Annotated in this window: 19 protein-coding genes; 9 read left to right on the forward strand and 10 right to left on the reverse strand. The window is 69.8% G+C overall.

Annotated elements, in window-relative coordinates; genetic code table 11:
* Window positions 1-9 precede the first annotated feature (9 nt).
* The gene (locus tag QLQ83_RS14450) at window positions 10-1,929 is read right to left on the reverse strand and encodes a DNA topoisomerase III (protein WP_282736219.1); all 1,920 of its coding nucleotides are present in this window, start codon (window positions 1,927-1,929) and stop codon (window positions 10-12) included.
* A 118-nt stretch (window positions 1,930-2,047) separates the two neighbouring features.
* Here QLQ83_RS14450 and QLQ83_RS14455 point away from each other — a divergent pair, with 118 nt between their 5' ends.
* Together QLQ83_RS14455 and QLQ83_RS14460 are read left to right on the forward strand one after the other, a co-directional pair.
* Window positions 2,048-3,292, forward strand: coding sequence for an ABC1 kinase family protein (locus QLQ83_RS14455; protein ID WP_282736220.1), 1,245 nt, complete (start codon window positions 2,048-2,050; stop codon window positions 3,290-3,292).
* An 84-nt stretch (window positions 3,293-3,376) separates the two neighbouring features.
* Window positions 3,377-5,203: an SEC-C domain-containing protein gene (locus QLQ83_RS14460; RefSeq protein WP_282736221.1), complete on the forward strand. Its 1,827-nt coding sequence runs from the start codon at window positions 3,377-3,379 to the stop codon at window positions 5,201-5,203.
* Window positions 5,204-5,225: 22 nt separating this feature from the next.
* On the opposite strand, the gene QLQ83_RS14465 is transcribed toward QLQ83_RS14460, so the two are convergent.
* Window positions 5,226-6,587, reverse strand: coding sequence for an AmpG family muropeptide MFS transporter (locus QLQ83_RS14465; RefSeq protein ID WP_282736222.1), 1,362 nt, complete (start codon window positions 6,585-6,587; stop codon window positions 5,226-5,228).
* Between the two features lie 256 nt (window positions 6,588-6,843).
* Between QLQ83_RS14465 and rfaH the strand changes: the two genes are divergently transcribed.
* Genes rfaH through ccoM form a run of 3 tightly spaced genes read left to right on the forward strand, consistent with a single transcriptional unit; the run spans window position 6,844 to window position 8,181 of the window.
* The gene (rfaH, locus tag QLQ83_RS14470) at window positions 6,844-7,386 is read left to right on the forward strand and encodes a transcription/translation regulatory transformer protein RfaH (protein WP_282736223.1); all 543 of its coding nucleotides are present in this window, start codon (window positions 6,844-6,846) and stop codon (window positions 7,384-7,386) included.
* Between the two features lie 43 nt (window positions 7,387-7,429).
* Entirely contained in the window at window positions 7,430-7,936 is a 507-nt protein-coding gene (locus tag QLQ83_RS14475; protein ID WP_282736224.1) for an FKBP-type peptidyl-prolyl cis-trans isomerase, read from the forward strand.
* Window positions 7,933-8,181: a cytochrome c oxidase subunit CcoM gene (ccoM, locus tag QLQ83_RS14480; RefSeq protein WP_282736225.1), complete on the forward strand. Its 249-nt coding sequence runs from the start codon at window positions 7,933-7,935 to the stop codon at window positions 8,179-8,181. The genes QLQ83_RS14475 and ccoM overlap by 4 nt, the downstream gene beginning before the upstream one ends.
* Before the next feature lie 176 nt (window positions 8,182-8,357).
* Here ccoM and QLQ83_RS14485 read toward each other — a convergent pair whose 3' ends face one another.
* The 8 genes from QLQ83_RS14485 to QLQ83_RS14520 all read right to left on the reverse strand — a co-directional run bounded on the left by QLQ83_RS14485 (window position 8,358) and on the right by QLQ83_RS14520 (window position 16,201).
* Window positions 8,358-8,852: a transglycosylase SLT domain-containing protein gene (locus QLQ83_RS14485; RefSeq protein WP_326521415.1), complete on the reverse strand. Its 495-nt coding sequence runs from the start codon at window positions 8,850-8,852 to the stop codon at window positions 8,358-8,360.
* A 178-nt stretch (window positions 8,853-9,030) separates the two neighbouring features.
* Window positions 9,031-10,752, reverse strand: a complete 1,722-nt coding sequence (locus QLQ83_RS14490; RefSeq protein ID WP_282736226.1) for a proline--tRNA ligase — start codon at window positions 10,750-10,752, stop codon at window positions 9,031-9,033.
* Between the two features lie 150 nt (window positions 10,753-10,902).
* Window positions 10,903-11,658, reverse strand: coding sequence for a DUF3307 domain-containing protein (locus QLQ83_RS14495; protein ID WP_282736227.1), 756 nt, complete (start codon window positions 11,656-11,658; stop codon window positions 10,903-10,905).
* Window positions 11,655-12,290, reverse strand: a complete 636-nt coding sequence (locus tag QLQ83_RS14500; RefSeq protein ID WP_282736228.1) for a hypothetical protein — start codon at window positions 12,288-12,290, stop codon at window positions 11,655-11,657. The genes QLQ83_RS14495 and QLQ83_RS14500 overlap by 4 nt, the downstream gene beginning before the upstream one ends.
* A gap of 117 nt (window positions 12,291-12,407) precedes the next feature.
* On the reverse strand, window positions 12,408-13,598 hold the full coding sequence (locus tag QLQ83_RS14505) for a vWA domain-containing protein (protein ID WP_282736229.1): 1,191 nt from the start codon (window positions 13,596-13,598) through the stop codon (window positions 12,408-12,410).
* Between the two features lie 3 nt (window positions 13,599-13,601).
* The gene (locus QLQ83_RS14510; RefSeq protein WP_282736230.1) at window positions 13,602-14,456 is read right to left on the reverse strand and encodes an AAA family ATPase; all 855 of its coding nucleotides are present in this window, start codon (window positions 14,454-14,456) and stop codon (window positions 13,602-13,604) included.
* Between the two features lie 87 nt (window positions 14,457-14,543).
* Window positions 14,544-15,308 (reverse strand): SDR family oxidoreductase, encoded by a 765-nt coding sequence (locus QLQ83_RS14515; protein WP_282736231.1) that lies wholly within the window; start codon window positions 15,306-15,308, stop codon window positions 14,544-14,546.
* Window positions 15,305-16,201: an NAD(P)-dependent oxidoreductase gene (locus QLQ83_RS14520; RefSeq protein ID WP_282736232.1), complete on the reverse strand. Its 897-nt coding sequence runs from the start codon at window positions 16,199-16,201 to the stop codon at window positions 15,305-15,307. The genes QLQ83_RS14515 and QLQ83_RS14520 overlap by 4 nt, the downstream gene beginning before the upstream one ends.
* 227 nt (window positions 16,202-16,428) lie before the next feature.
* Between QLQ83_RS14520 and QLQ83_RS14525 the strand changes: the two genes are divergently transcribed.
* The 4 genes from QLQ83_RS14525 to QLQ83_RS14540 all read left to right on the forward strand — a co-directional run bounded on the left by QLQ83_RS14525 (window position 16,429) and on the right by QLQ83_RS14540 (window position 21,044).
* Window positions 16,429-19,146: a cation-transporting P-type ATPase gene (locus tag QLQ83_RS14525; RefSeq protein WP_282736233.1), complete on the forward strand. Its 2,718-nt coding sequence runs from the start codon at window positions 16,429-16,431 to the stop codon at window positions 19,144-19,146.
* A 372-nt stretch (window positions 19,147-19,518) separates the two neighbouring features.
* Window positions 19,519-19,833 carry a cupin domain-containing protein gene (locus QLQ83_RS14530; RefSeq protein WP_282736234.1) on the forward strand — a complete coding sequence of 105 codons (315 nt, stop codon included), beginning with the start codon at window positions 19,519-19,521 and terminating at the stop codon, window positions 19,831-19,833.
* A 141-nt stretch (window positions 19,834-19,974) separates the two neighbouring features.
* Window positions 19,975-20,745 (forward strand): metallophosphoesterase, encoded by a 771-nt coding sequence (locus tag QLQ83_RS14535; protein WP_282736235.1) that lies wholly within the window; start codon window positions 19,975-19,977, stop codon window positions 20,743-20,745.
* Window positions 20,742-21,044: a DUF1294 domain-containing protein gene (locus QLQ83_RS14540; RefSeq protein WP_282736236.1), complete on the forward strand. Its 303-nt coding sequence runs from the start codon at window positions 20,742-20,744 to the stop codon at window positions 21,042-21,044. The genes QLQ83_RS14535 and QLQ83_RS14540 overlap by 4 nt, the downstream gene beginning before the upstream one ends.
* The last annotated feature ends 8 nt before the right edge of the window (window positions 21,045-21,052 follow it).

A 21,052-nucleotide genomic window follows, 5' to 3' on the forward strand; every position in this document is an offset into this window, starting at 1 on the left:
CTCCCGGGATCATGGGCGGCGAGTGCGCCGTGCCGCGGGCGTCCTGCGGCGCGACCCGCCGCGCCGGGGGCCTCGAGCCGAGCGCGCCGCCGGGGCCTGCTCGCCCCGGGCGCTGTGCAGCGCCTCGCGCATCCGCCCCGCGTCGGCGGCGGCGAGCAGGCCATGCAGGTCCTCGACCAGGGCCGCGAGGAAGGGGGCCGGGGCGTCGCCCTGCTCGGCGATGGCGCCCAGGCGCTGCTCCCAGAGCGCGGTACGCTCGGGGCGGCCCACCGCCTCGGGCAGCGAGGCGATCAGCGCGCTGCCGAGCCGCGTGGCGCGCAGCGCCTTTGCCTGGCGGATCAGGTAGCCGCGCTCCACCAGCGTCTCGATGATGCCGGCCCGGGTCGCCTCGGTGCCCAGGCCGTCGTGCTCGCGCAGGGTGCGCCGGACGGCCGGGTCCTCCACGTAGCGGGCAATGTTCATCATCGCCTTGATCAGGCTGGCGTCGGTGAAGGGCTCCGGCGGGCGGGTCTCACGGTCCTCGACACCGGCCTCCAGGACCCGGCATGTCTCCCCCTCGGTGAGCGGTGGCAGCGGTGGTGCCTCGTCACGGGTGGTGAACAGCGGCTTCCAGCCGGGGTCGAGGATCTCCTGGCCCCGGGCGCGGAAGGTCTCGTCGAGGAGGCAAAATGCCGCCTTCACCTCGCGGGTGGAAAGCGCGGGATAGAACTGCGCCAGGACGTTGCGGGCGATCAGCCGGAAGACATCGGCTTCGGCCTTCTCGAGTCGCGCGAGGTCGGCGGTCTTGCCGGTGGGCGCCAGGGCGTGGTGGGCGCCGACCCTGCGATCGTCCCAGGCCCTGGAGCGCCGTGAGAGATCCGCACCGGCCAGCCAGCCTCGCAGCGTCTCGTCCTGGCGGCAGGCGCCCTCCAGCGTGCTACGGGCCGAGGCGAAATGCTCCTCGGGCAGATAGCGGCAGTCCGAGCGGGGGTAGGTTATCAGCTGATGGCGCTCGTAGAGACGCTGGCAGATGTCCAGGGTCGCCTTGGCGGAGAGCCCATGGCGCCGTGCCGCATCCACCTGAAGCGCCGAGAGCGAGTAGGGCAGGGGAGCGGCCTGGCGCTTGTCACGGCGCTCGAGTGCCGTGAGCCGACCCTCGGCACCGGGCAGGCGCTCCGCCAGGGCGGCGGCCGGTTCCCGGACCAGCAGGCGCCCCTGGTCGTCGAGGGGATGGGCCTCCCCGGGCACCCACCAGGTGCGCAACCGGCCCTGCGCGACGGCGAGGTCGGCCCACAGCACGAAGAAGGGTCTGGGGACGAAGTCGCGGATCTCGGCGTCGCGGCGCACCACCAGCCCCAGCACCGGGGTCTGGACCCGTCCCACCGAGAGCACACCGTCGTGGCCGGCCTGGCGGCCGGTGAGCGTCCAGGCGCGGGTCAGGTTGATGCCGTAGAGCCAGTCGGCCCGGGCGCGGCACTGGGCTGCCCGGTAGAGCGGCGCGAAGCGACCGTTGTCCTCGAGCCGGGCGAGCGCGCGCTGCACCGCCGGGCGGTTGAGGTCGCTGACCAGCAGCCGCGACACCGGCCCCTTCCAGCCCAGGTGCTCGATCACCTCCTGCACCAGCAGCTGCCCCTCGCGGTCGGGGTCGCCGGCATGCACCACCTCGCGGGCGGACTTGAGCAGTCGACGGATCACCGCCAGCTGGCCGCGGGCCTTCGGGCGAGGCATCAGCTTCCAGCGGCCCGGCAGGATCGGCAGCTGGTCGAGGCGCCACTGCTTCAGGGCCGGGTCGTAGGCATCGGGCGGGGCCTGTTCCAGAAGGTGGCCCAGGCACCAGGTGACCGTGGTCTCACCCACCACCAGGGCCCCGTCGTCGCGGCGGGGGGAGCCGGGCAGGGCCTCGGCGATGGCCCGGGCCAGGCTCGGTTTCTCGGCGATGATCAGTCGCATGATGGCTCGTCGCGGTGAATGACATGGACATTCTTCCAGTATTCGCCACGCCTCGCCAGGTGTAAGCTGCACCAATAGATGTACAATGGTTGTACAATATTGATCGGAGGAGAGAGGCATGCGCGAACGCGGCCGTACCCGGCGCCTGCTGGGACTCGGCGCCCGCACCGGCGGGGCGCTGATCCGCACCCGAATGGGCGGGCAGGCCGACTGGCGGGCCCTGGGAGAGGCCCTCTTCGAGGGGCTTTCCGAGCTGAAGGGGCCGGCCATGAAGCTGGCCCAGATCATGTCCCAGTGGGACGACCTGCTGCCGCCCGACCTCGCCGAGGAGCTCTCCCGCCTGCAGCGCCAGGCCGAACCGATGCCCTGGACGGGCATCCGCCGCACCCTGGTCGCCCAGTACGGCGACCTGGACGCGGTGTTCTCCGGCATCGAGGAGCGCCCCTTCGCCAGCGCTTCCATGGGCCAGGTGCACCGCGCCACGACCCGGGACGGCGAGACCCTGGTGCTCAAGGTGCAGTATCCGGGACTGGCCGAGGTACTGGAGAGCGACCTGGCGCAGGTGCGACGCCTGATGCGCCTGGGTCGCTGGTTCAAGGTGCCCCAGGCGCGGCTCGATGCGCTCTTCGAGGAGCTGGCGGTGAGCCTGCGCGGCGAGCTGGACTACCACGCGGAGGCACAGGCACTGGCCCGCTACCGCTCGCGCTATGCGCACCTCGACAGCCTGGTGATCCCCGAGCCGTTGCCGGACTTCTCCGGCCCGCGGGTGCTGGCCATGCGCTACGTCGCCGGGACCCCGCTGCGTGATCTCGAGGCGGCCGACGACGCCCTGCGCCAGCGGGTGGCGACGACGCTCGCCGACTGGCTGACCGAGGAACTCTTCACCCATGGCGAGCTGCATGCCGACCCCCATGCCGGCAACTTCGCCGCCGACCCGACGGGGCGTCTGGTGATCTACGATCTCGGCGCCGTGATCCCGGTGCCCGAGGCGCGCCTGGCCGCGATGATGCGGCTGCTCGAGGCGACCCTGGTGGGGGATCCCATGGCCATGGACGCGGCGATGCTCGAACTGGGTGGCCGTCAGGGGCAGGGGGCGCCCCTGGCCCTTTACCGCGAGGCGGCCGAGGCGGTCACGCCGCTGTTCGAACCGGGTGAGCAGGACTTCGGCGACGTCCGGGTACACCGTCGGCTACGCGAGCTCTCCCCGAAGGTCTGGGCAGCCATGGACCGCCTGCAGCCCCCGGCGGACACGCTGCTGCTCTCGCGCACCCTCAACGGCCACTACTGGAATCTGGTGCGCCTCGGCGCGAGACTCGACATGGCCGAGCGCACCCGGCCGCTGTTCCCCAGAGGGCACGCCTGATCTCCCGGACAGGCGACAGACCCACCTGCCCAGCCTGGCGCCGGACTGGTAGACTATGCCGTTTTCCAAACGTTGGAGTGCGCGATGCTGGCAGTATGGGTAGAACAGCTGCTGGGCTTTGCCTCGGGTGCCCTGGTGGCCATTCGCCAGGACGAGCGCTACCCCACGCTGATGGCCTGGGCCCGCGACGAGGGGCCAGCCCTGGTCGGCGGCAACCTGGCGCTGGCCCAGGCGCTGGCGCCGGAGCTGTGGTCGCAGACCCCGCTGGCACGACTCGACTTCGCCGCCGAGCCCCTGGCCCGGCCCGGGCGCAACGAACCCTGTTGGTGCGATTCCGGGCGCAAGACCAAGCACTGTTGCGGGGCGGTCAGCCTGCCCGGTCATGTGCCGCCGCACCTGATGTGGATGCTCTCGCTGCGCGACTGGAAGGGCGATACCCTCAAGGCCGCCCTGGCCAGCGGCCGCGCCCCGGCCCAGGCGCTGCTGGAGGCCGGCCTTATCGCCGCCGAGTCCGGCCAGCGCGGGCGGGCCCAGCAGATCCTCGAGTCGCTGTTCGAGCGTGCTGACTGGCTGACCCTCCCCGAGCAGGCCGAGCCCGCCTTCGAGATCCTCATCGACCTCTACCAGGAGCGCGGCTTCCACCGCAAGCGCGAGGCGCTGCTCGACGCCGTGCTCGACCGCGGGCCGCTGTTCCTGCGCGGCGTGGCCCTGGAGCGGCTCTGCCTGATGCACCTGGACAACGATGACCTGGACAGTGCCCGGGCGGCCTTCGTGCGCGCCCAGCAGGCCCTGCCCGACTCGCCGACCCTGGCCTATATCGAGGCCATGCTGCTGCTGCACGAGGGGCATGAGCAGGAAGCCGCCGAGCGGTCGCGCTTCTGGTTCCGGCGCCTGGCCCGCCAGGGCGACCTGGACCCCGACCAGCTGCAGTTCCTGGCCGACCTGGCCGAGAACCCCGGGGCGACGCTCGCCGATCAGCTGCTCAGTGCCGAGGAGGACCTGGCCGAGCCGCTGGTGGCCCTGCAGGCGCTGCTGGAATCGCTGCCCGTGGCCCCGCGCCTGGAGATCCGCGTCGGCGACGATGGCAGCCTCGAGTACCACACCACCGCCCGCGAGGACACCCTGTTCGCCGCCTGGCAGAAGGTCTTCCGGGCGCGGGTCGAGAGCGACGCCCCGATGGGCTTCGACGAGGATCCCTGGCCCCATGCCGGGGAGTGGCTGCCGGCGCTCTGCGCCCATCCCGAGTGGCTGGACGCCCCCGCCGTGGTGCAATCCCTGGCGCTGGCACTCGCCAGCCGCTTCGGCAGCCTGCCGTGGATGGCGCCGAGCCTGTTCGAGCCCCTGGCGAGCCGGCTGGAGCGCTGGCTTGAGCAGGTGCGCGCCGAGGGGGAGGGCGCCTTCCTGTGGGACAGTGCCGACAACGCCGTGCTGTTGCGCACCGGTCTGGCACTGGTGGTGGGCATGGAGCGCGGTGCCCGGGCGCGCTCCCGAGAGCTCGCCGAGCGGCTGCTCACCCTGGACGACCAGGACAGCCTGGGCCTGCGCGAGCTGGTGCTCGACCAGCTGCTCCGGGAAGGTCGCGACCGCGCTGCCCTGGCCCTGAGTGAGCGCGAGCTCGACGGCGATGACGACGAGACCCCGCCGCTGGGGCTGCTGATGGGGCGGGTGCTGGCGCTCTATCGCCTGGAGCGCCGCGACGAGGCCGCCGAGGCGCTGGGGGAGGTGGCCCGCCACAACCCCCATGCCGTGGCCATGCTGTGCGCCGAGAACCCGCGACCGGTCGGCGGTGGCGAGGGCGTCGCCGAGCCCGGTTCCCGTGCCGAGGCCTGGCAGTATCGCACCTTGATGCGCGACCAGTGGCGAACCACGCCGGGGGCGCTGGCCTGGCTGCAGGCGCGGCTGGCCGACTGACCGAGCGATAGGTCCACGGCGATCAGGCGGCCCGGGGGGCCGGCACCAGCTCGCGGTCGCGGCTGATCCAGATCGCCAGCAGCACGGCCGGCAGCCCGAGCAGCGTGGAGATCAGGAAGAAGGTGGCATAGCCCTCCCCACTCACCACCAGGCCGCCGAAGCCGCTGAGGAACTTGCCGGGCAGGGTCATCAGCGACGAGAAGAGTGCGTACTGGGTGGCCGTGTAGGCACGCGAAGTGAGGCTCGAGAGGAAGGCGATGAACACGGCGCTGGCCAGGCCGTTGGCCAGGTTGTCGCCGATGATCGCCATCACCAGCATCGGTAGGCTCTGGCCGGCCATTGCCAGGGCCACGAACAGCAGGTTGGTCAGCGCCGCGGCCACCGCCCCCAGGACCAGGATCGGCCCGATGCCGTAGCGGGCCACCAGCAGCCCCCCGAGGATCCCGCCGCCAATGCTCATGGCGATGCCGAAGACGTTGGTGACATTGGCGATGGTGGCCAGCGTGAAGCCGAGGTCGATGTAGAGGGGGTTGGCCATGGAGGCCATGGCCAGGTCGCTGATCCGGAACACCGCCACGAACAGCAGCAGCCACAGCGCCTTGTGTCGGTGGCGGGTGAAGAAGTCGGTGAAGGGGCAGACGATCGCCCCGATCACCCAGGCTCCGAGCCGCCGCAGCGGCTTCGCCCGGCCGCGGGAGGCCCGCAGGAAGGCCCGTACCCTCGGCTCGTGGATCAGCTGGGTGGTCAGCGAGAGTCGCTCGGGTTCCGGGCGCAGCAGCACCGTGACCACCCCGATCCCCACCAGCGCCGCCATGGTCAGGTAGGCCGCCTCCCACGAGGCCAGCGAGGCCACGTAGAGGGCGCCCGCGCCGGCCGCCAGCAGTCCGCCGCGATAGCCGATGATGTAGGTCGAGGCCATGGCGGCCTGGATATCGTCCGGGGCGGACTCGATGCGGAAGGCGTCGATGGCGATGTCCTGGGTCGCGCTGCCGAAGGCCACCAGCAGGGCGAAGGCGGCCACCAGGGGCAGGTGGCCCACCGGGTCGACCCCGGCCAGCCCGACCAGGCCAATGGCGATCATCGCCTGGGCCAGCAGCATCCAGCCTCGGCGCTGGCCGAAGGTGCGGGTCAGCAGCGGCAGGGCGAGCCGATCCACCACCGGGGCCCAGAAGAACTTGATCGAGTAGAGCATGCCGATCCAGGCGAAGAAGCCGATGGCCGCCACCTCGACCCCGGTGCTGCGCAGCCAGGCCGAGAGGGTCGAGAACACCAGCAGGAAGGGCAGGCCGGCGGAGAAGCCCAGGAACAGCATGGTGATGACCGGCGCTCGCAGGTAGATGGCCAGGGCATCGCGCCAGCTGCGTCGGGCGGTGGGGGACGGCATGTCGGGGAGCACTCCTTGCAGTGGGCGCGACAGAGGCCACGCAGGCCTCGATCATCGATGGTAAAATCCCGGATCGGCAGCCGGGCCGGGCAGCGTCCGGCCCATGTCAGCCGTGCGATATCCTCCGGGCTGGCATGCGGTGGGATTGTTGCAGAGCCCCGGCAGTGATACTAGGAGCCTGTCGTACTTGTCGCTGATCTGCTGCGAGATCCGTCAAATCCGACAGCTCCTTGCAGGAACCCTTATCAGGAGCGACATGAGCGATTCCGAGATTCGCCAGGCCGAGGCCGATGATGCCGTGCCCCGCTGGTACGTAATCCAGTGCAAGGGCGGAGAGTCCTTCCGCGCCGCCGAGCACCTGACCAACCAGGGCTACGAGATCTTCCACCCCGTGCTCCAGGTCCAGAAGAAACGCCGCGGCAAGCTCGAGTGGGTCAGCGAGCCGTTGTTCCCCTACTACCTGTTCATCCGGCTCGACCGGCTGGCCAGCAACTGGCGACCCATCCGCTCCACCCGCGGCGTGCTGAAGATCGTCACCTTCGGCCTGGACATGCCGGTGCCGGTCAGCGATGAACTGGTCGAGACGCTGCTCACGCATGGCAGCGCCGAAGAGGACGCGACCTCGAACGTCTACTTCCGCGCCGGCGAGGCGGTGGAGATCACCGAGGGCCCCTTCAAGGACCTCCAGGCCGTGTTCGCCAGCCACAAGGGCGAGGAGCGCGCCATCGTGCTGCTCAACATGCTGCACAAGCAACAGCGCCTGGAGATGCCCGTCGGCCAGCTGCGCCGCCGCGATTAGGCGGCGCGCCTCCCTCACTCAGTCACCCGCCTCAGGAGACCCCATGACCATCGCCCCTCAACGGGTCGTGACCCTGCACTATGTGCTCAGCGACCGGGACGGCAGTGTCCTCGATGACTCCCGTGCCCGCCGGCAGCCCCTCGAATACCTGCATGGGCACGGCAACATCATGGCCGGCCTGGAGCGCGCCCTGGCGGGCCAGGACGCCGGCGCCCAGCTCTCCGTCACCCTGATGCCGGCCGAGGCCTATGGCCTGCGCGACGAGGCGCTGGTGCGCGAGGTCGGCCGCCATGCCTTCCCGGTGGAGGAGGTCGCGCCGGGCATGCGCTTCCAGACCCCGGGTGACGACGGCCCCGAGATCGTCACCGTGCTCGAGGTGCGTGATGACGCCGTGGTCATCGACACCAACCATCCGCTGGCCGGTCAGGTCCTGTGCTACCGAGTCGAGGTGCTGGAAGTGCGCGACGCCACCCGTGCCGAGCTCGTCAAGGGCCATCCGCTGCCCCCGGGCACCGATCCCGGCGAGGTCGAGGACAAGAAGCTGCCGTGAAAACTGACCTGGATCAACGGATTTCCCGCGACCCGGCGAGGGCGCGGAGAAACTTGATTCAGGTCAGCTTTCCTCTCCACGTGACGGGCTACAGTTCACCCATCACATCGGGACGGGAGGACACCACCATGTATCTGGATGACGCCGTAATCTTCGGGCTCGTAACCGTCGCGATGATGGTCGCTTTCATGGGGGGCTGGGTCGCGTTCATCGTCCGCGACCACCATCGCAAGAACAAGCACTGATCCAGCCGCTTCTAGAGTCGTCAGGGGAGGGGGGAGCATTCCCCCCAGTAGCCGACCCGCTTGGGTCGGCTTTTTTTCGGTTCATCGCACTTTGCCGGGAAACGCGGCACGGATCTTCAGCAAGGAGGGAGGCACGAGCGGCCGGCTAGAGCGGAGCCGGTCGTCCCGGCCCGAAGTCAGCGCTCGGCGGTGGTGCGCACCGGGGCGGGACTCGCCGGCGACCAGTGGCGGGCCAGGGCACGCATCACCCGCTCCGGGTACCAGGTCTTGCCCAGGCTGCCGTTGTAGCGGGCCAGCGCCCGGGTCAGGTCACCGCGTTCCACGGCCAGGTAGTGGGCGAGGATCGTGCAGCCATAGCGCAGGTTGCGACGCGGGTCCTTGAGGTCATCGGCCGGCAGGCCCAGCTCGCGGATCCAGAACGGCATGATCTGCATCAGGCCCACGGCGCCAGCCGAGGAGACGGCCTCGGCCCTGAAGGCGCTCTCCACCTGGATCACCGCCAGCACCAGCTCCGGCGCCAGGCCGGCCAGCCGCGCCTCATGGTGGATGCGGCCCAGCAGTTCGCGGCGCCTGGCTGGCTCCGGCAGGTAGCGGGCAAGGCGCGGCTCCATGTCATTGAGCCACTGGCGCGCAGCCCATATCACGGCGGGCGCCACGGGTGCTCCGCGGATGCTGTCGAGGGTGCCGCGCAGGCTGGCAGGGGCCTCCGGCAGGGCCCGCACGAAGGGCGCGGGCGTCTCGGGCGCGAGCGAAGCGGGCAGGGCGGCGATGAAGTCCCCGTCGCCCTGGGCCAGCGCGGCGGTGGTGAAGAGGCAGCAGGCCACCGCCAGGGCGGCGGCCCGGCCGCCCTCAGCGAGCGACCTTCTCGCCCAGGAAGTCGAGGATCTGCTCGGCCGGTACCATGGTAGCGTCACTGTCACGGCGTCCCTTGTACTCCAGTTCTCCCTTGTCCAGGCCGCGATCACCGACCACCAGGCGGTGGGGGATGCCCATCAGCTCGTGGTCGGCGAACCGCACGCCGGGGCGCAGGTCGCGGTCGTCCAGCAGCACCTCGAAGCCGGCGGCGGTGAGGGCCTGATACAGCCGCTCGGACTCCTCGCGCACCCGCTGCGACTTGTGGGCGTTCATCGGCACCATCGCGATCTGGAAGGGGGCGATGGCATCGGGCCAGATGATGCCGGCGTCGTCGTGGTTCTGCTCGATGGCGGCGGCCACCACGCGGGTCACACCGATACCATAGCAGCCCATCCAGGGATGCACGGCACGACCTTCGTCGCCGAGCACGGTGGCGTTCATCGCCTCGCTGTACTTGCGTCCCAGCTGGAAGACGTGGCCCACCTCGATGCCGCGCTTGATGGAAAGCGTGCCCTTGCCGTCCGGCGAGGGATCGCCCTCGACCACGTTGCGGATGTCGTAGACAGGGGGCAGCGGCACGTCGCGCTCCCAGTTGATCCCGAAGTAGTGCTTGCCATCGACGTTGGCCCCGGCGCCGAAGTCGCTCATCAGGGCGACCGAGCGGTCGATGATGATCGGCATCTCCAGGTTCACCGGGCCCAGCGAGCCGGGGCCGGCGCCCACCGCGGCGCGGATCTCCTCCTCGCTGGCCATGGTCAACGGGGCGGCCACCTCGGGGAGGTTCTCGGCCTTCACCTCGTTCAGTTCGTGGTCGCCGCGTACCAGCAGGGCCACCAGGCCGCCCTCGGCGGCGTGAACCATCAGGGTCTTGAGGGTCTTCTCGATGGGCAGGCCGTGCTGTTCCACCAGGGCGGCGATGGTCCGGGCATTCGGGGTGTCGACCAGGCGCAGCTCCTCGCCGGGGGCCGGGCGCCGGACGTCGCTGCCCAGTGGCGCGGGCAGGGCATCGGCCTTCTCCATGTTGGCGGCGTAGTCGGACTCGGTGGAGAAGACGATGTCGTCCTCGCCGGAGTCGGCCAGTACGTGGAACTCGTGCGAGCCGGTGCCGCCGATGGCGCCGTTGTCGGCGATCACCGGACGGAAGTCCAGGCCCAGGCGGGTGAAGATGCGCACATAGGCGTCATACATCACCTGGTAGGTCTCCATCAGCGAGGCCTCGTCCACGTGGAAGGAGTAGGCGTCCTTCATGATGAACTCGCGGGAGCGCATCACCCCGAAGCGCGGCCGGATCTCGTCGCGGAACTTGGTCTGGATCTGGTAGAAGTTGGCCGGCAGCTGCTTGTAGCTGGCGATCTCCTTGCGCACCAGGTCGGTGATCACCTCCTCGTGGGTGGGGCCGACGCAGTAGTCGCGGTCGTGACGGTCCTTGAGGCGCAAGAGCTCCGGGCCATACTGCTCCCAGCGGCCCGACTCCTGCCACAGCTCGGCGGGCTGCACCGCCGGCATCAACACCTCCTGGGCCCCGGCGCGATCCATCTCCTCGCGAACGATGCGCTCGACCTTGCGCAGGGTCTTGAGGCCCAGTGGCAGCCAGGTGTAGAGGCCGGAGGTGAGGCGGCGGATCATCCCCGAACGCAGCATCAGCTGATGGCTGATGATCTCGGCGTCGGCGGGGGTTTCCTTCAGGGTGGCGATCAACAGTTGGCTAGCGCGCATGGGTCCGGCGGTTCCTCGAGCGTGTTCGTGCGGGTGACGGAAGCGGGGCCGCGCAGGTCGGCGGCAATGACCGAGCATTGTACGGCCCGCTGTCCGGGGCGGCAAAAGCTTGTGTCTCACCGATGCGGGGGCCGGGGATCGTCGGCCCGTTCAGCCCTCGAGCAGCAGCAGGCGTACCAGCATGCCCAGCACCAGGGTGGTGGAGACGCTGAGCAGGGTGCCGAGCAGCACGTACTCCGTGAGCTTGCGGTCGCGTGAGTCGCGCAGGTCGCCGAAGCGCAGCACCGACTTGGCGGCGAGCAGGAAGCCGACCGCGGTGAGTTGGTCCAGCAGCACCAGGGTCAGCACCAGCAGCCGTTCCAGTACGCCGATGCGCGCCCCGGCGCTGGCCAGGGTGCCGGTCTCCTCGAGCTGCTCGCTCCAGCGCTGCATGACCAGGGCGATGGCGATCGACAGCGGGCGCGTCACCAGCAGGTAGGCGGCCGCCATCCCCAGCACCGTCGGTGAGGCGAGCCAGACGACGAACTCCCGCAGCGGGGCCAGGCTGCCGAGCCAGGCCAGCCAGAGCCCCAGCAGCACCAGCAGGTGAGCGGCCTGGTCGAGCAGGAACCAGCGCAGTTCACCGGCCGGCAGCCGGGCCTTGCCCAGGTCGATCAGCCAGTGGCTGGTGGCCACCGCCAGGGCACCGAGCAGCACCGCGGCCAGGCCCCGGGGCATGGCCGCACTCGCCACCAGCAGCACCCCCCCGGCGAGCAGGCCGTGCAGGCCGGCATGCTGGAACAGGCGCGGAGAGCGGTGGCGCAGCCGATAGCGCTCCTCCACCCACGTCCGCGGCTGCAGCAGGAAGTCGCCGACCAGGTGGGCGAGTACCAGGCCCATGAGCAGCGACAGGGCATTGGCGCTCATGGCGCGCCCTCCTCGTCGGCGAGGCGCTGTCGCAGGTAGTCGAGGGTGTCGGAGAGCAGGGCCCAGCGGGCGGCACGCAGGCGCTTGTGCACGCTGGGCTGGCGGATGCCGAGGCGCTCGGCCAGGGCCTGCTGGGAGGCGTCATGGCGCAGGCTCAGGCCGACGACCTCGGCGGAGTAGGGCGACCAGCCGTCGAGCAGGTCGTCGATGAAGCGCACCAGCAGGGCGAGGCCGGGGTCCTCGGGTGCCTCGAGCCGAGTCAGCGACAGGTGGGCGGTGGTATCGGCCAGGGCATCCAGGGCGCGACCCGAGGCGACGAAGGTGGCACCGTCAGCCGCCGCGACGCCACGCTCCGCCGGCCCGACCGCTACGGCGATACGGGCATCCCAGCGCTGGTCGGGCTCGGAGTGCTCGATCAGCGCTGCCCGCAGGGCTATCGCCGCCTCCATGGCCGGCGCCGCCCGGGGCAGGGCGAGCTGGAAGCCGTCGCCCCGGAAGCGTTCGCCGTGGCCGCCATGCCGGGAGGCCAGCTCGGCCAGGCTCTCGTCCAGCAGCCGGTAGAGGCGAGGCCGGTCCTCGACCTTGCGCGAGTCGATCACGTCGCCGGTCAGCACCGCGATGCGCTTTGGCATGGGGTTCCATCCTTCTCCGGGAGCGTGCCTCGAGTATAGCCCTTCAGGGCTATTTGTCATCTCGATAGCCTTAAAGGGCTATATTTCTGATGAATAGCCCATAAGGGCTATCTATTGCTACCGGGCCAGCTCCCGCATGGCGCCCTCGAGTCCCTCGAGGGTCATGGGGTACATGCGATCATTGATCAGCTCACGGATCAGTTGGGTGGAGTGGGTGAACTCCCAGGCGCGCGGCGGCATGGGGTTGAGCCACGCCAGGCGCGGGAACTTCTCCACCAGTCGCCTGAGCCACACGGCCCCGGCCTCGTCGTTGAAGTGCTCCACGCTGCCGCCGGGATGGGTGATCTCGTACGGCGACATGGCGGCGTCGCCGACGATCACCACCTGGTAGTCGTCGCTATAGGTATGCAGCACATCCAGCGTCGGGATGCGCTCGGTGTGGCGGCGGGCCTGGTCGTGAGCATTGCTGCGCCAAAGCCCCTCGTAGACGCAGTTGTGGAAGTAGTAGGTCTCCAGGTGCTTGAATTCGGCCCGGGCCGCCGAGAAGAGCTCCTCGCAGGTGCGAATGTGGTCATCCATGGAGCCGCCCACGTCGAGCAGCAGCAGCACCTTCACCGCGTTGTGGCGCTCCGGGCGCATCTGCACGTTGAGCAGGCCGGCATCCCGGGCGGTCTCGCGGATGGTGGCGTCCACGTCGAACTCCTCCGCCGCGCCCTGGCGTGCGAACTTGCGCAGCCGGCGCAGCGCCATCTTGATATTGCGGGTGCCCAGTTCCAGGGAGTCGTCGTAGTCGCGGAAGCGGCGTTCGTCCCACACCTTCACCGCACGGCGATGGCGTGAGCCCTCCTGACCGATGCGAATGCCCTCGGGGTTGTAGCCGTAGGCGCCAAAGGGGCTGGTGCCGCCGGTGCCAATCCACTTGTTGCCGCCGGCGTGGCGCTCCTTCTGCTCCTCCAGGCGCTGCTTGAAGGTCTCGATCAGTTTCTCGAGCCCGCCCAGGGACTTGATCCGTGCCTTCTCCTCGTCGGAAAGCTGCTTCTCGAACTCGCGGCGCAGCCAGTCGTCGGGGATCAGCGCCTCGATGGCCGCGTCCAGGCTCTCCAGCCCCTCGAACCAGGCGGCGAAGGCGCGATCGAAGCGGTCGAAGTGGCGCTCGTCCTTGACCATCACGGTGCGGGAGATCCGGTAGAAGGCCTCCATGTCGGCGAACACCACACCGCGTTCCACCACCGCATGGAGGTCGAGCAGCTCGCGCAGCGACACCGGCACCCCGGCGCGCTTGAGGGTCTCGAACAGGCCGATAAACATGGGTCAGCGCCTCGGGTTGCCCTGGCGGCGCATCATGAACGCCAGCCGTTCCAGTAACTGTGTATCTTGTTCATTTTTCACCAGGGCCCCCGCCAACGGCGGGATCGCCTTGGCCGGATCGCGCTGGTAGAGCGCCTCCCGTGCCAGGTCGTCGGCCATCAAGAGCTTCAGCCAGTCCACCAGCTCCGAGGTGGAGGGCTTCTTCTTGAGGCCCGGGGCTTGGCGCAGGTCGAAGAACACCTCCAGCGCCTCGCCGACCAGCTTCGGGGCGATCTCGGGGAAGTGCACGTCGACGATCGCCTGCATGGTCTCGCGGTCGGGGAACTCGATGTAGTGGAAGAAGCAGCGGCGCAGGAAGGCGTCGGGGAGCTCCTTCTCGTTGTTGGAGGTGATGACGATGATCGGGCGGTGCCTGGCGCGGATGGTCTCGCCGGTCTCGTAGACATGGAACTCCATGCGATCCAGCTCCTGGAGCAGGTCGTTGGGGAATTCGATGTCCGCCTTGTCGATCTCGTCGATCAGCAGCACCACCCGCTCGTCCGCGGTGAAGGCTTCCCACAGCTTGCCGGGCCTGATGTAGTTGGCGACGTTCTCCACCCCTTCGACCCCCAACTGGGAGTCGCGCAGGCGGCTCACCGCATCGTACTCGTAGAGCCCCTGGGCCGCCTTGGTGGAGGACTTGATGTGCCAGGTATGCAGTCGCGTGCCCAACGAGGCCGCCAGTTCCTCGGCGAGCAGGGTCTTGCCGGTGCCCGGCTCGCCCTTGATCAGCAGCGGGCGCTCCAGGGTCACGGCGGCGTTGACCGCCTGCTTGAGGGCCTCGGTGGCCACGTAGGTGGAAGTGGAATCAAACGCCATGGGTCATGCCTCGGCTGGTCGCAGATGGGAGAAAAAGTCGAACGAGTGTACGGAAGGGGGCGGGAGGCGACAAATCCTGCCGCCATCTCAGTCGGCGTAGATCATCCGGCGCGTCATGCCGCCGTCCACCACCAGGTTCTGGCCGGTGATAAAGCCCGCCTCGTCGGAGAGCAGGAAGGCCGCCATGGTGGCGATGTCCTCGGGGCGGCCGACGCGTCCGACCGGGTGCTGGTCGCGATCGACCTCGCGGTGCTCCACCGGCGTGCGATTCGACGCCTTCTGCCAGTCGCCGACCTCGATCCACCCCGGGCTGATGGCGTTGACGCGAATCTCGGGACCCAGGCTCACGGCCAGCGCATGGGTAAGCGCGACCACGCCGCCCTTGCTGGCGGCATAGGCCTCGGTATCGGGCTCCGACTGCAGCGCCCGGGTGGAGGCCATCAGCACCATGGCGCCGCGGCTCTCGCGCAGGTGGGGCGCGGCATGCTTGGCGCAGAGCATCGCGCCGGTGAGGTTGGTGTCCAGGTAGGCCTGCCAGGTGGCGAGCGGCAGCGACTCCACCGGGCCCTGGAAGGGGTCGGCCAGGCCGGCGTTATGGATGACCCCGTCGAGCCGGCCGAAGCGTGCCACCGTCGCCTCGAGGCTCTCCGCGACCCGAGCCTCGTCGCGCACGTCCGAGACGATGGCCAGCAGGCGTTCGGCATGACCCAGGCGCTCGCGGCACTCGGCCAGCGCCTCGGCGTCGATGTCGGTCAGCGCCACGCAGTCGCCACGGGCCAGCAGGTGCTCGGCGATGCCCAGGCCGATCCCCTGGGCGCCGCCGGTGAGGTAGACCACCCTTGGCTCGCTCATGCCTTATCCCCCTCGCCGACGGGGCGAAAGGCCTCCACCAGGATCGCCGGGTCGTACTCGGCGTGGCCGCGGCTGGCATGGGCGCGCATCAGCTGGGCGGCCAGGCCGCTCATGGGCGTGGCGCTGTGGCTGCGCTGGCTCTGGGCCACCGCCATGTCCAGGTCCTTGAGCAGGGTACGCAGGTGCCAGGGCGGGTCGGCGAAGTCGCTCGCCGCCATGCGCGGGGTGAGGATCCGGAAGGGGGTCGAGTCGGCGAAGCCGCCGGAGAGCGCCTCGACGAGCCGGGTGGCATCGACGCCGCTCGCCTCGGCCAGGGCCACCATCTCGGCCAGTACCGCCGCCTGGCAGCCGACCACCATCTGGTTGCAGACCTTGGTCACCTGGCCGCTGCCCACCGGGCCCATATGGGTCACCCGGGCGGAGAGGGGCGCCAGCAACGGCCGGAGCGCCGCGATATCCTCGGCGTCGCCGCCGCACATGATGGCCAGGCTGCCCGCCTCGGCGCCGGCGACGCCACCGGAGACCGGCGCATCCACCCAGCACATGCCGCATTCGCTCTCGAGCCAGTCGGCGAAGTCACGCGTCGCGGCAGGGTCACTGCTGGAGAGGTCGACCAGCCGCTGGCCGGCACGGCCGTGCTGGGCCACGCCTCCCTCGCCGAACACCACCTCCTCCACCACGGCGGTATTGGCCAGGCAGAGCAGTACCACGTCCACTGCCTCCATCAGCTCGGCGATGGAGCCAGCTACCCGGGCGCCGGCCTCGCCCAGGGGGGCGGCCTTGGCGGGGGTGCGGTTCCACACGGTCACGTCGAATCCCGCGGCCAGCAGTCGACGCGTCATGGGATGGCCCATCAGGCCGATACCGATGAAGCCGAGGCGAGGCTGGGTCATGGAGGGTCTCCTGGCGAATTGGACTGGAGATGCAGCATGCGTGATGAACGGGTTTTTCAGCAACTCGGCCTGTTCGGCGAGGCAGGAATGTGCGAGAAGCGAAGGGGAACGGGACCGGCGGCGACAGGGCCGGGGAGGGTGAAGCCTCGACAGGGGAGTGCCATGCGGAAGGAGTGGTGGGAGACGCCATCGGAAAAGCGCAACGACACGCGCCTGGAGCCCTCGGCATGAGCGGGGAACCTCGCCGCGAGCCCGCCTGGCACAGCCAGGCGCCCGCCGCGGTCCTCGCCGGGCTTGCGGCCTCGGAACAGGGCCTGACCGCCGAGCAGGTGTTGGAGCGGCTGGCGCGCCATGGCCACAACCGCCTGCCGGCGCCGCCACGCAGCGGCCCGCTGCGTCGCTTCCTGCGGCAGTTCCACAACGTGCTGATCTATGTGCTGCTGGCCGCCGCGCTGGGCACGGCCCTGCTGCAGCACTGGGTCGACACCGGGGTGATCCTGGGGGTGGTGCTGATCAATGCTATCGTCGGCTTCCTCCAGGAGGGCAAGGCGGAGCAGGCCCTGGAGGCGATCCGCGGCATGCTCTCGCCCCGAGCCCAGGTGCTGCGCGACGGGCAGCGGCACACGGTTCCCGCCGAGGAGCTGGTGCCCGGCGACCTGGTGTTCCTCCAGGCCGGGGACCGGGTGCCCGCCGACCTGCGTCTGCTGCAAAGCCACAACCTGCGCATCGACGAGGCAATGCTCACCGGCGAATCCGTGCCCGTGGACAAGCAGCCCGCGGCCGTGGACGCGGAGGCCGACCTGGGCGACCGGCGCTGCATGGCCTTCTCCGGCACCCTGGTGGCCTTCGGCCAGGGACGGGGGGTGGTGGTGGGGACCGGCGCGGACACCGAGATCGGGCGCATCTCCATGCTGCTCGGCGAGGTGGAGACCCTGATCACGCCGCTGCTGCGCGATATCGCCGTCTTCGGACGCTGGCTGTCGGGCGCCATCGTGGTGCTGGCCGCCATGACCTTCGCCTTCGGCTACTGGGGGCGCCACTACGACCTTGTGGAGACCTTCCTGGCCGCCGTCAGCCTGGCGGTGGCGGCCATCCCCGAGGGCCTGCCGGCGATCATGACCATCACCCTGGCCATCGGCGTGCAGCGCATGGCGGTACGCAATGCCATCATCCGTCGCCTGCCGGCGGTGGAGACCCTGGGCTCGGTCACCACCATCTGCACCGACAAGACCGGCACCCTGACCCGCAACGAGATGACCGTGAAGACCCTGCTCACCGCCGAGGAGCAGTTCGAGGTCAGCGGGGTCGGCTACGAGCCCCGGGGTGGCTTCAGCCGCGCGGGCGAGGCGGTGGAGGTCGAGCATCATCCGGTGCTGGCCGAGGCGCTGCGGAGCATCCTGCTGTGCAACGATGCCGAGCTCCAGCAGCGGGACGATGGCTGGCAGCTGGAGGGCGACCCCACGGAAGGGGCGCTGGTGGTCGCCGGGCTCAAGGCGGGGCTGGATGCCCGGGAGGTCGCCAGGCGCTATCCCCGTGCCGACGTGATCCCCTTCGAGTCCCTCTACAAGTTCATGGTCACCCTCCACCATCACCACGAGGACGGTCACGGCCTGCTCTTCCTCAAGGGGGCGCCCGAGCGGGTGCTGGCCGTCTGCGACCGCGAGCGCACCCGAGATGGCGACCGCCCGCTCGACCTGCCGCGCTGGGAGCGGCGCATGGAAACGGTCGCCGCCCTTGGCCAGCGGCTGCTGGCGGTGGCGGTCAAGCAGGTGGACGCGGATCAGCGCACCCTGAGCTTCCCCGACGTCGAGGAGGGCGGCCTGACCCTGGTGGCGGTGTGCGGTCTCATCGACCCGCCCCGTGAAGAGGCGATTGCCGCAGTGCAGCAGTGCCAGCAGGCTGGCATCGTGGTGAAGATGATCACCGGCGACCATGCGGTCACTGCCCGGGCCATCGCCGACGAGCTCGGCATTGCCACCGCGGGCGGGGTGATCCCGGGGCACGCCCTGGAGCAGGCCTCCGATGCGGAGCTGGAAAGCCTGGTGCGCGAGGTAGATGTCTTCGCCCGTGCCACGCCGGAACACAAGCTGCGCCTGGTGCGCGCCCTCCAGGCGGGCGGCCAGGTGGTGGCCATGACCGGTGACGGCGTCAACGATGCACCTGCCCTCAAGCGCGCCGACGTGGGGATCGCCATGGGGATCAAGGGCTCGGAGGCCGCCCGTGAAGCGGCCGCCATGGTGCTGGCCGACGACAACTTCGCCTCCATCGTCCATGCGGTGGAGGAGGGCCGTACCGTCTACGACAACCTGCGCAAGGCCATTCTCTATATCCTGCCCACCAGCGGCGGCGAGGCGCTGACGATCATGGCCGCCGTGCTGCTGGGGATGACCCTGCCACTGCTGCCGGCCCAGGTGCTGTGGGTGAACATGGTCACTGCGGTGACCCTGAGCCTGGCCCTGGCCTTCGAACCCGCCGAGCCCGGCGTCATGCGCCGCCGCCCACGCGATCCCGGCACCCCGATCCTCTCCGGTTTCCTGATCTGGCGGGTGGTCTTCGTGTCGGTCCTGCTGCTGGCGGGGACCTTCGGGCACTTCCTGTGGATGGAGCAGCAGGGTGTGGAGATCGAACTCGCCCGTACCGTGGCCATCAACGCCCTGGTGATGGGTGAGATCGCCTACCTCTTCAACAGCCGCTACATCCTCGAGCCGACCTGCAACCGCGCCGGCCTGCTGGGCAACCGTGCGGTGCTGGTGGCCGTGGGCGTGCTGGTCATCCTGCAGGCGCTCTTCACCTATGCGCCACCGTTTCAGTTCCTGTTCGGCACCGCACCCCTGGGTGGGAAGGAGTGGGCTAGCATCCTGGCCTTCGGCGTGGTGCTCTTCGTCCTGGTGGAACTCGAGAAGGCCCTCATCAAGCGGCGTGAACGAGGCATCTCCCGGGCGTGAACCGGCGCGGCACCGCCTCGCCATGGCGCATCCCGATGCCGGAAGGCGCTCGTATGGTGCAGTGCCGCATGCATTCGCGCGGTCCGGACCAGGTCCCTGAACCGCGTGTTTTCTATAACATTTTGTATTAATTGAAAAGATCACATTCTTGGCGCGATCCTCGCAAAGTAATGGCCATGATCGCCGAGCCAGAGTGGCGATTCACCGAGTGAGCTGGCGTGCTCCTACTGGTCCCCTTCGGGGGGCCTTTTTTATGTGTGCTCGAAAGAGGAGCGCTCGTGGCAGCCGGGCTGCTAGGGTCAGGGCAGTGAGGCGAGAAATGATCCGGTCATGCGTCGGCGCATGACCCGCTATATGGAGGAGTGACAGTCGATGGCGAACCTGTTCGAGGCGATACCCGAGGCCCTCCCCGAAGAGCTGTTCGAGGAGGTCGTGCGCGGCCGCGGAGTGATGGTGGAGCGCATCGTGTCGCGCGGCCACACCTCGCCGGCCACCGGCTGGTACGACCAGCCGCGCCACGAGTGGGTGCTGGTGCTCAAGGGCCGGGGGATGGTGGCCTTCGAGCGCGGCGAGCCGGTGACGCTGGGCCCGGGCGACCACCTGACGATCCCCGCCCACTGCCGGCATCGTGTCGCCTGGACCGACCCGGACGAGGAGACCATATGGCTGGCGGTCCACTACGACTGAGGCCGGCCCGGCGAGGCGCGACCCCTGGCGGCGTCGCCGTCAGGGCACAAGGAGCGGCCACAGGGTGCCGAGCGGGCGCTAGTGTTCGTCCGGTCCGTGCCTCACACTGGCGCGGATGGCTCGCTGCACAGGGAACCGACGATGCGCCTGAGGCTTCTCTCCGACCTGCACCTGGAACACTTCGACAGCCCACCGGCACTGCCGGAGGCCAGCGCCGATGCGGTGATCCTCGCCGGTGACATTCACGCCGGCATCCAGGGGCTCGGCTGGGCAGCGGAGCGCTTTGCCGGCACCCCCATCCTCTATGTTCCCGGCAACCACGAGTTCTACGGCACGGGCATGCCCGCGCTGCGCCGTGAACTGGCCGCCGTGGCCGCACGGCTCGGCATCCACCTGCTGGACAACCGCACGTTGACCCTGGACGGCGTGCGCTTTCACGGCACCACGCTGTGGACCGACTTCGCCCTCTACGCCGGTCAGCCGGAACACGACCCGGCACTCACCGAGGCCAGGGCACTGGACCTGATGCCGGATTTCCGCATCATCGAGCAGCCGGAGGGGGCGGTGTTCACCCCGGCGGAGAGCCGCCGCCTGCATGCCGAGGCCCTGGCCTGGCTGGAGGCCGAACTGGCCCGGCCGTTCAGCGGCCCGAGGGTGGTGATCAGCCACCATGCGCCCCTGGCCGACTGCATCCCGGGGCGCTACCGTGGCGATGCGCTGTCGCCGGCCTTCGCCTCCCATCTGCCGCAGCTCATGGGCCGCACGGACCTCTGGCTCCATGGCCATGTCCATGAGCCGGTGGACCTCGAGTCCGGCGGCACCCGGGTCATCGCCAACCCCGGCGGCTACCCCGACGAGTTCGTCCCGCCGCTCTTCGCCCCCGACCTGATCATCGAGGTGAACGCCCCATGACGCTGCTCATCGGTGCCTACCTGCTGGCGAGCCTGGCGGCGGTGATCCTCTATGGCATCGACAAGGCCGCGGCGCGGCGAGGCGAGCGGCGCATCCGCGAGTCGACCCTGCACCTCGTCGCCGTCGTCGGCGGCTGGCCGGGCGCCCTGCTGGCCCGGCGCGGTTTTCGCCACAAGACGCGCAAGCAGCCCTTCGGCATGATCCTGTGGGGCTGTGCGGCCCTCAACATTGGCCTGGTGGCGTGGCTTGCCACGGCGGATGCCGCCGCGGGCCTACGCCAGCTGGCGAGCCTCGAGTAGGGCCCTTG

Source organism: Halomonas rhizosphaerae (assembly GCF_030010555.1).
In the GTDB taxonomy this organism is placed as follows: domain Bacteria; phylum Pseudomonadota; class Gammaproteobacteria; order Pseudomonadales; family Halomonadaceae; genus Halomonas; species Halomonas rhizosphaerae.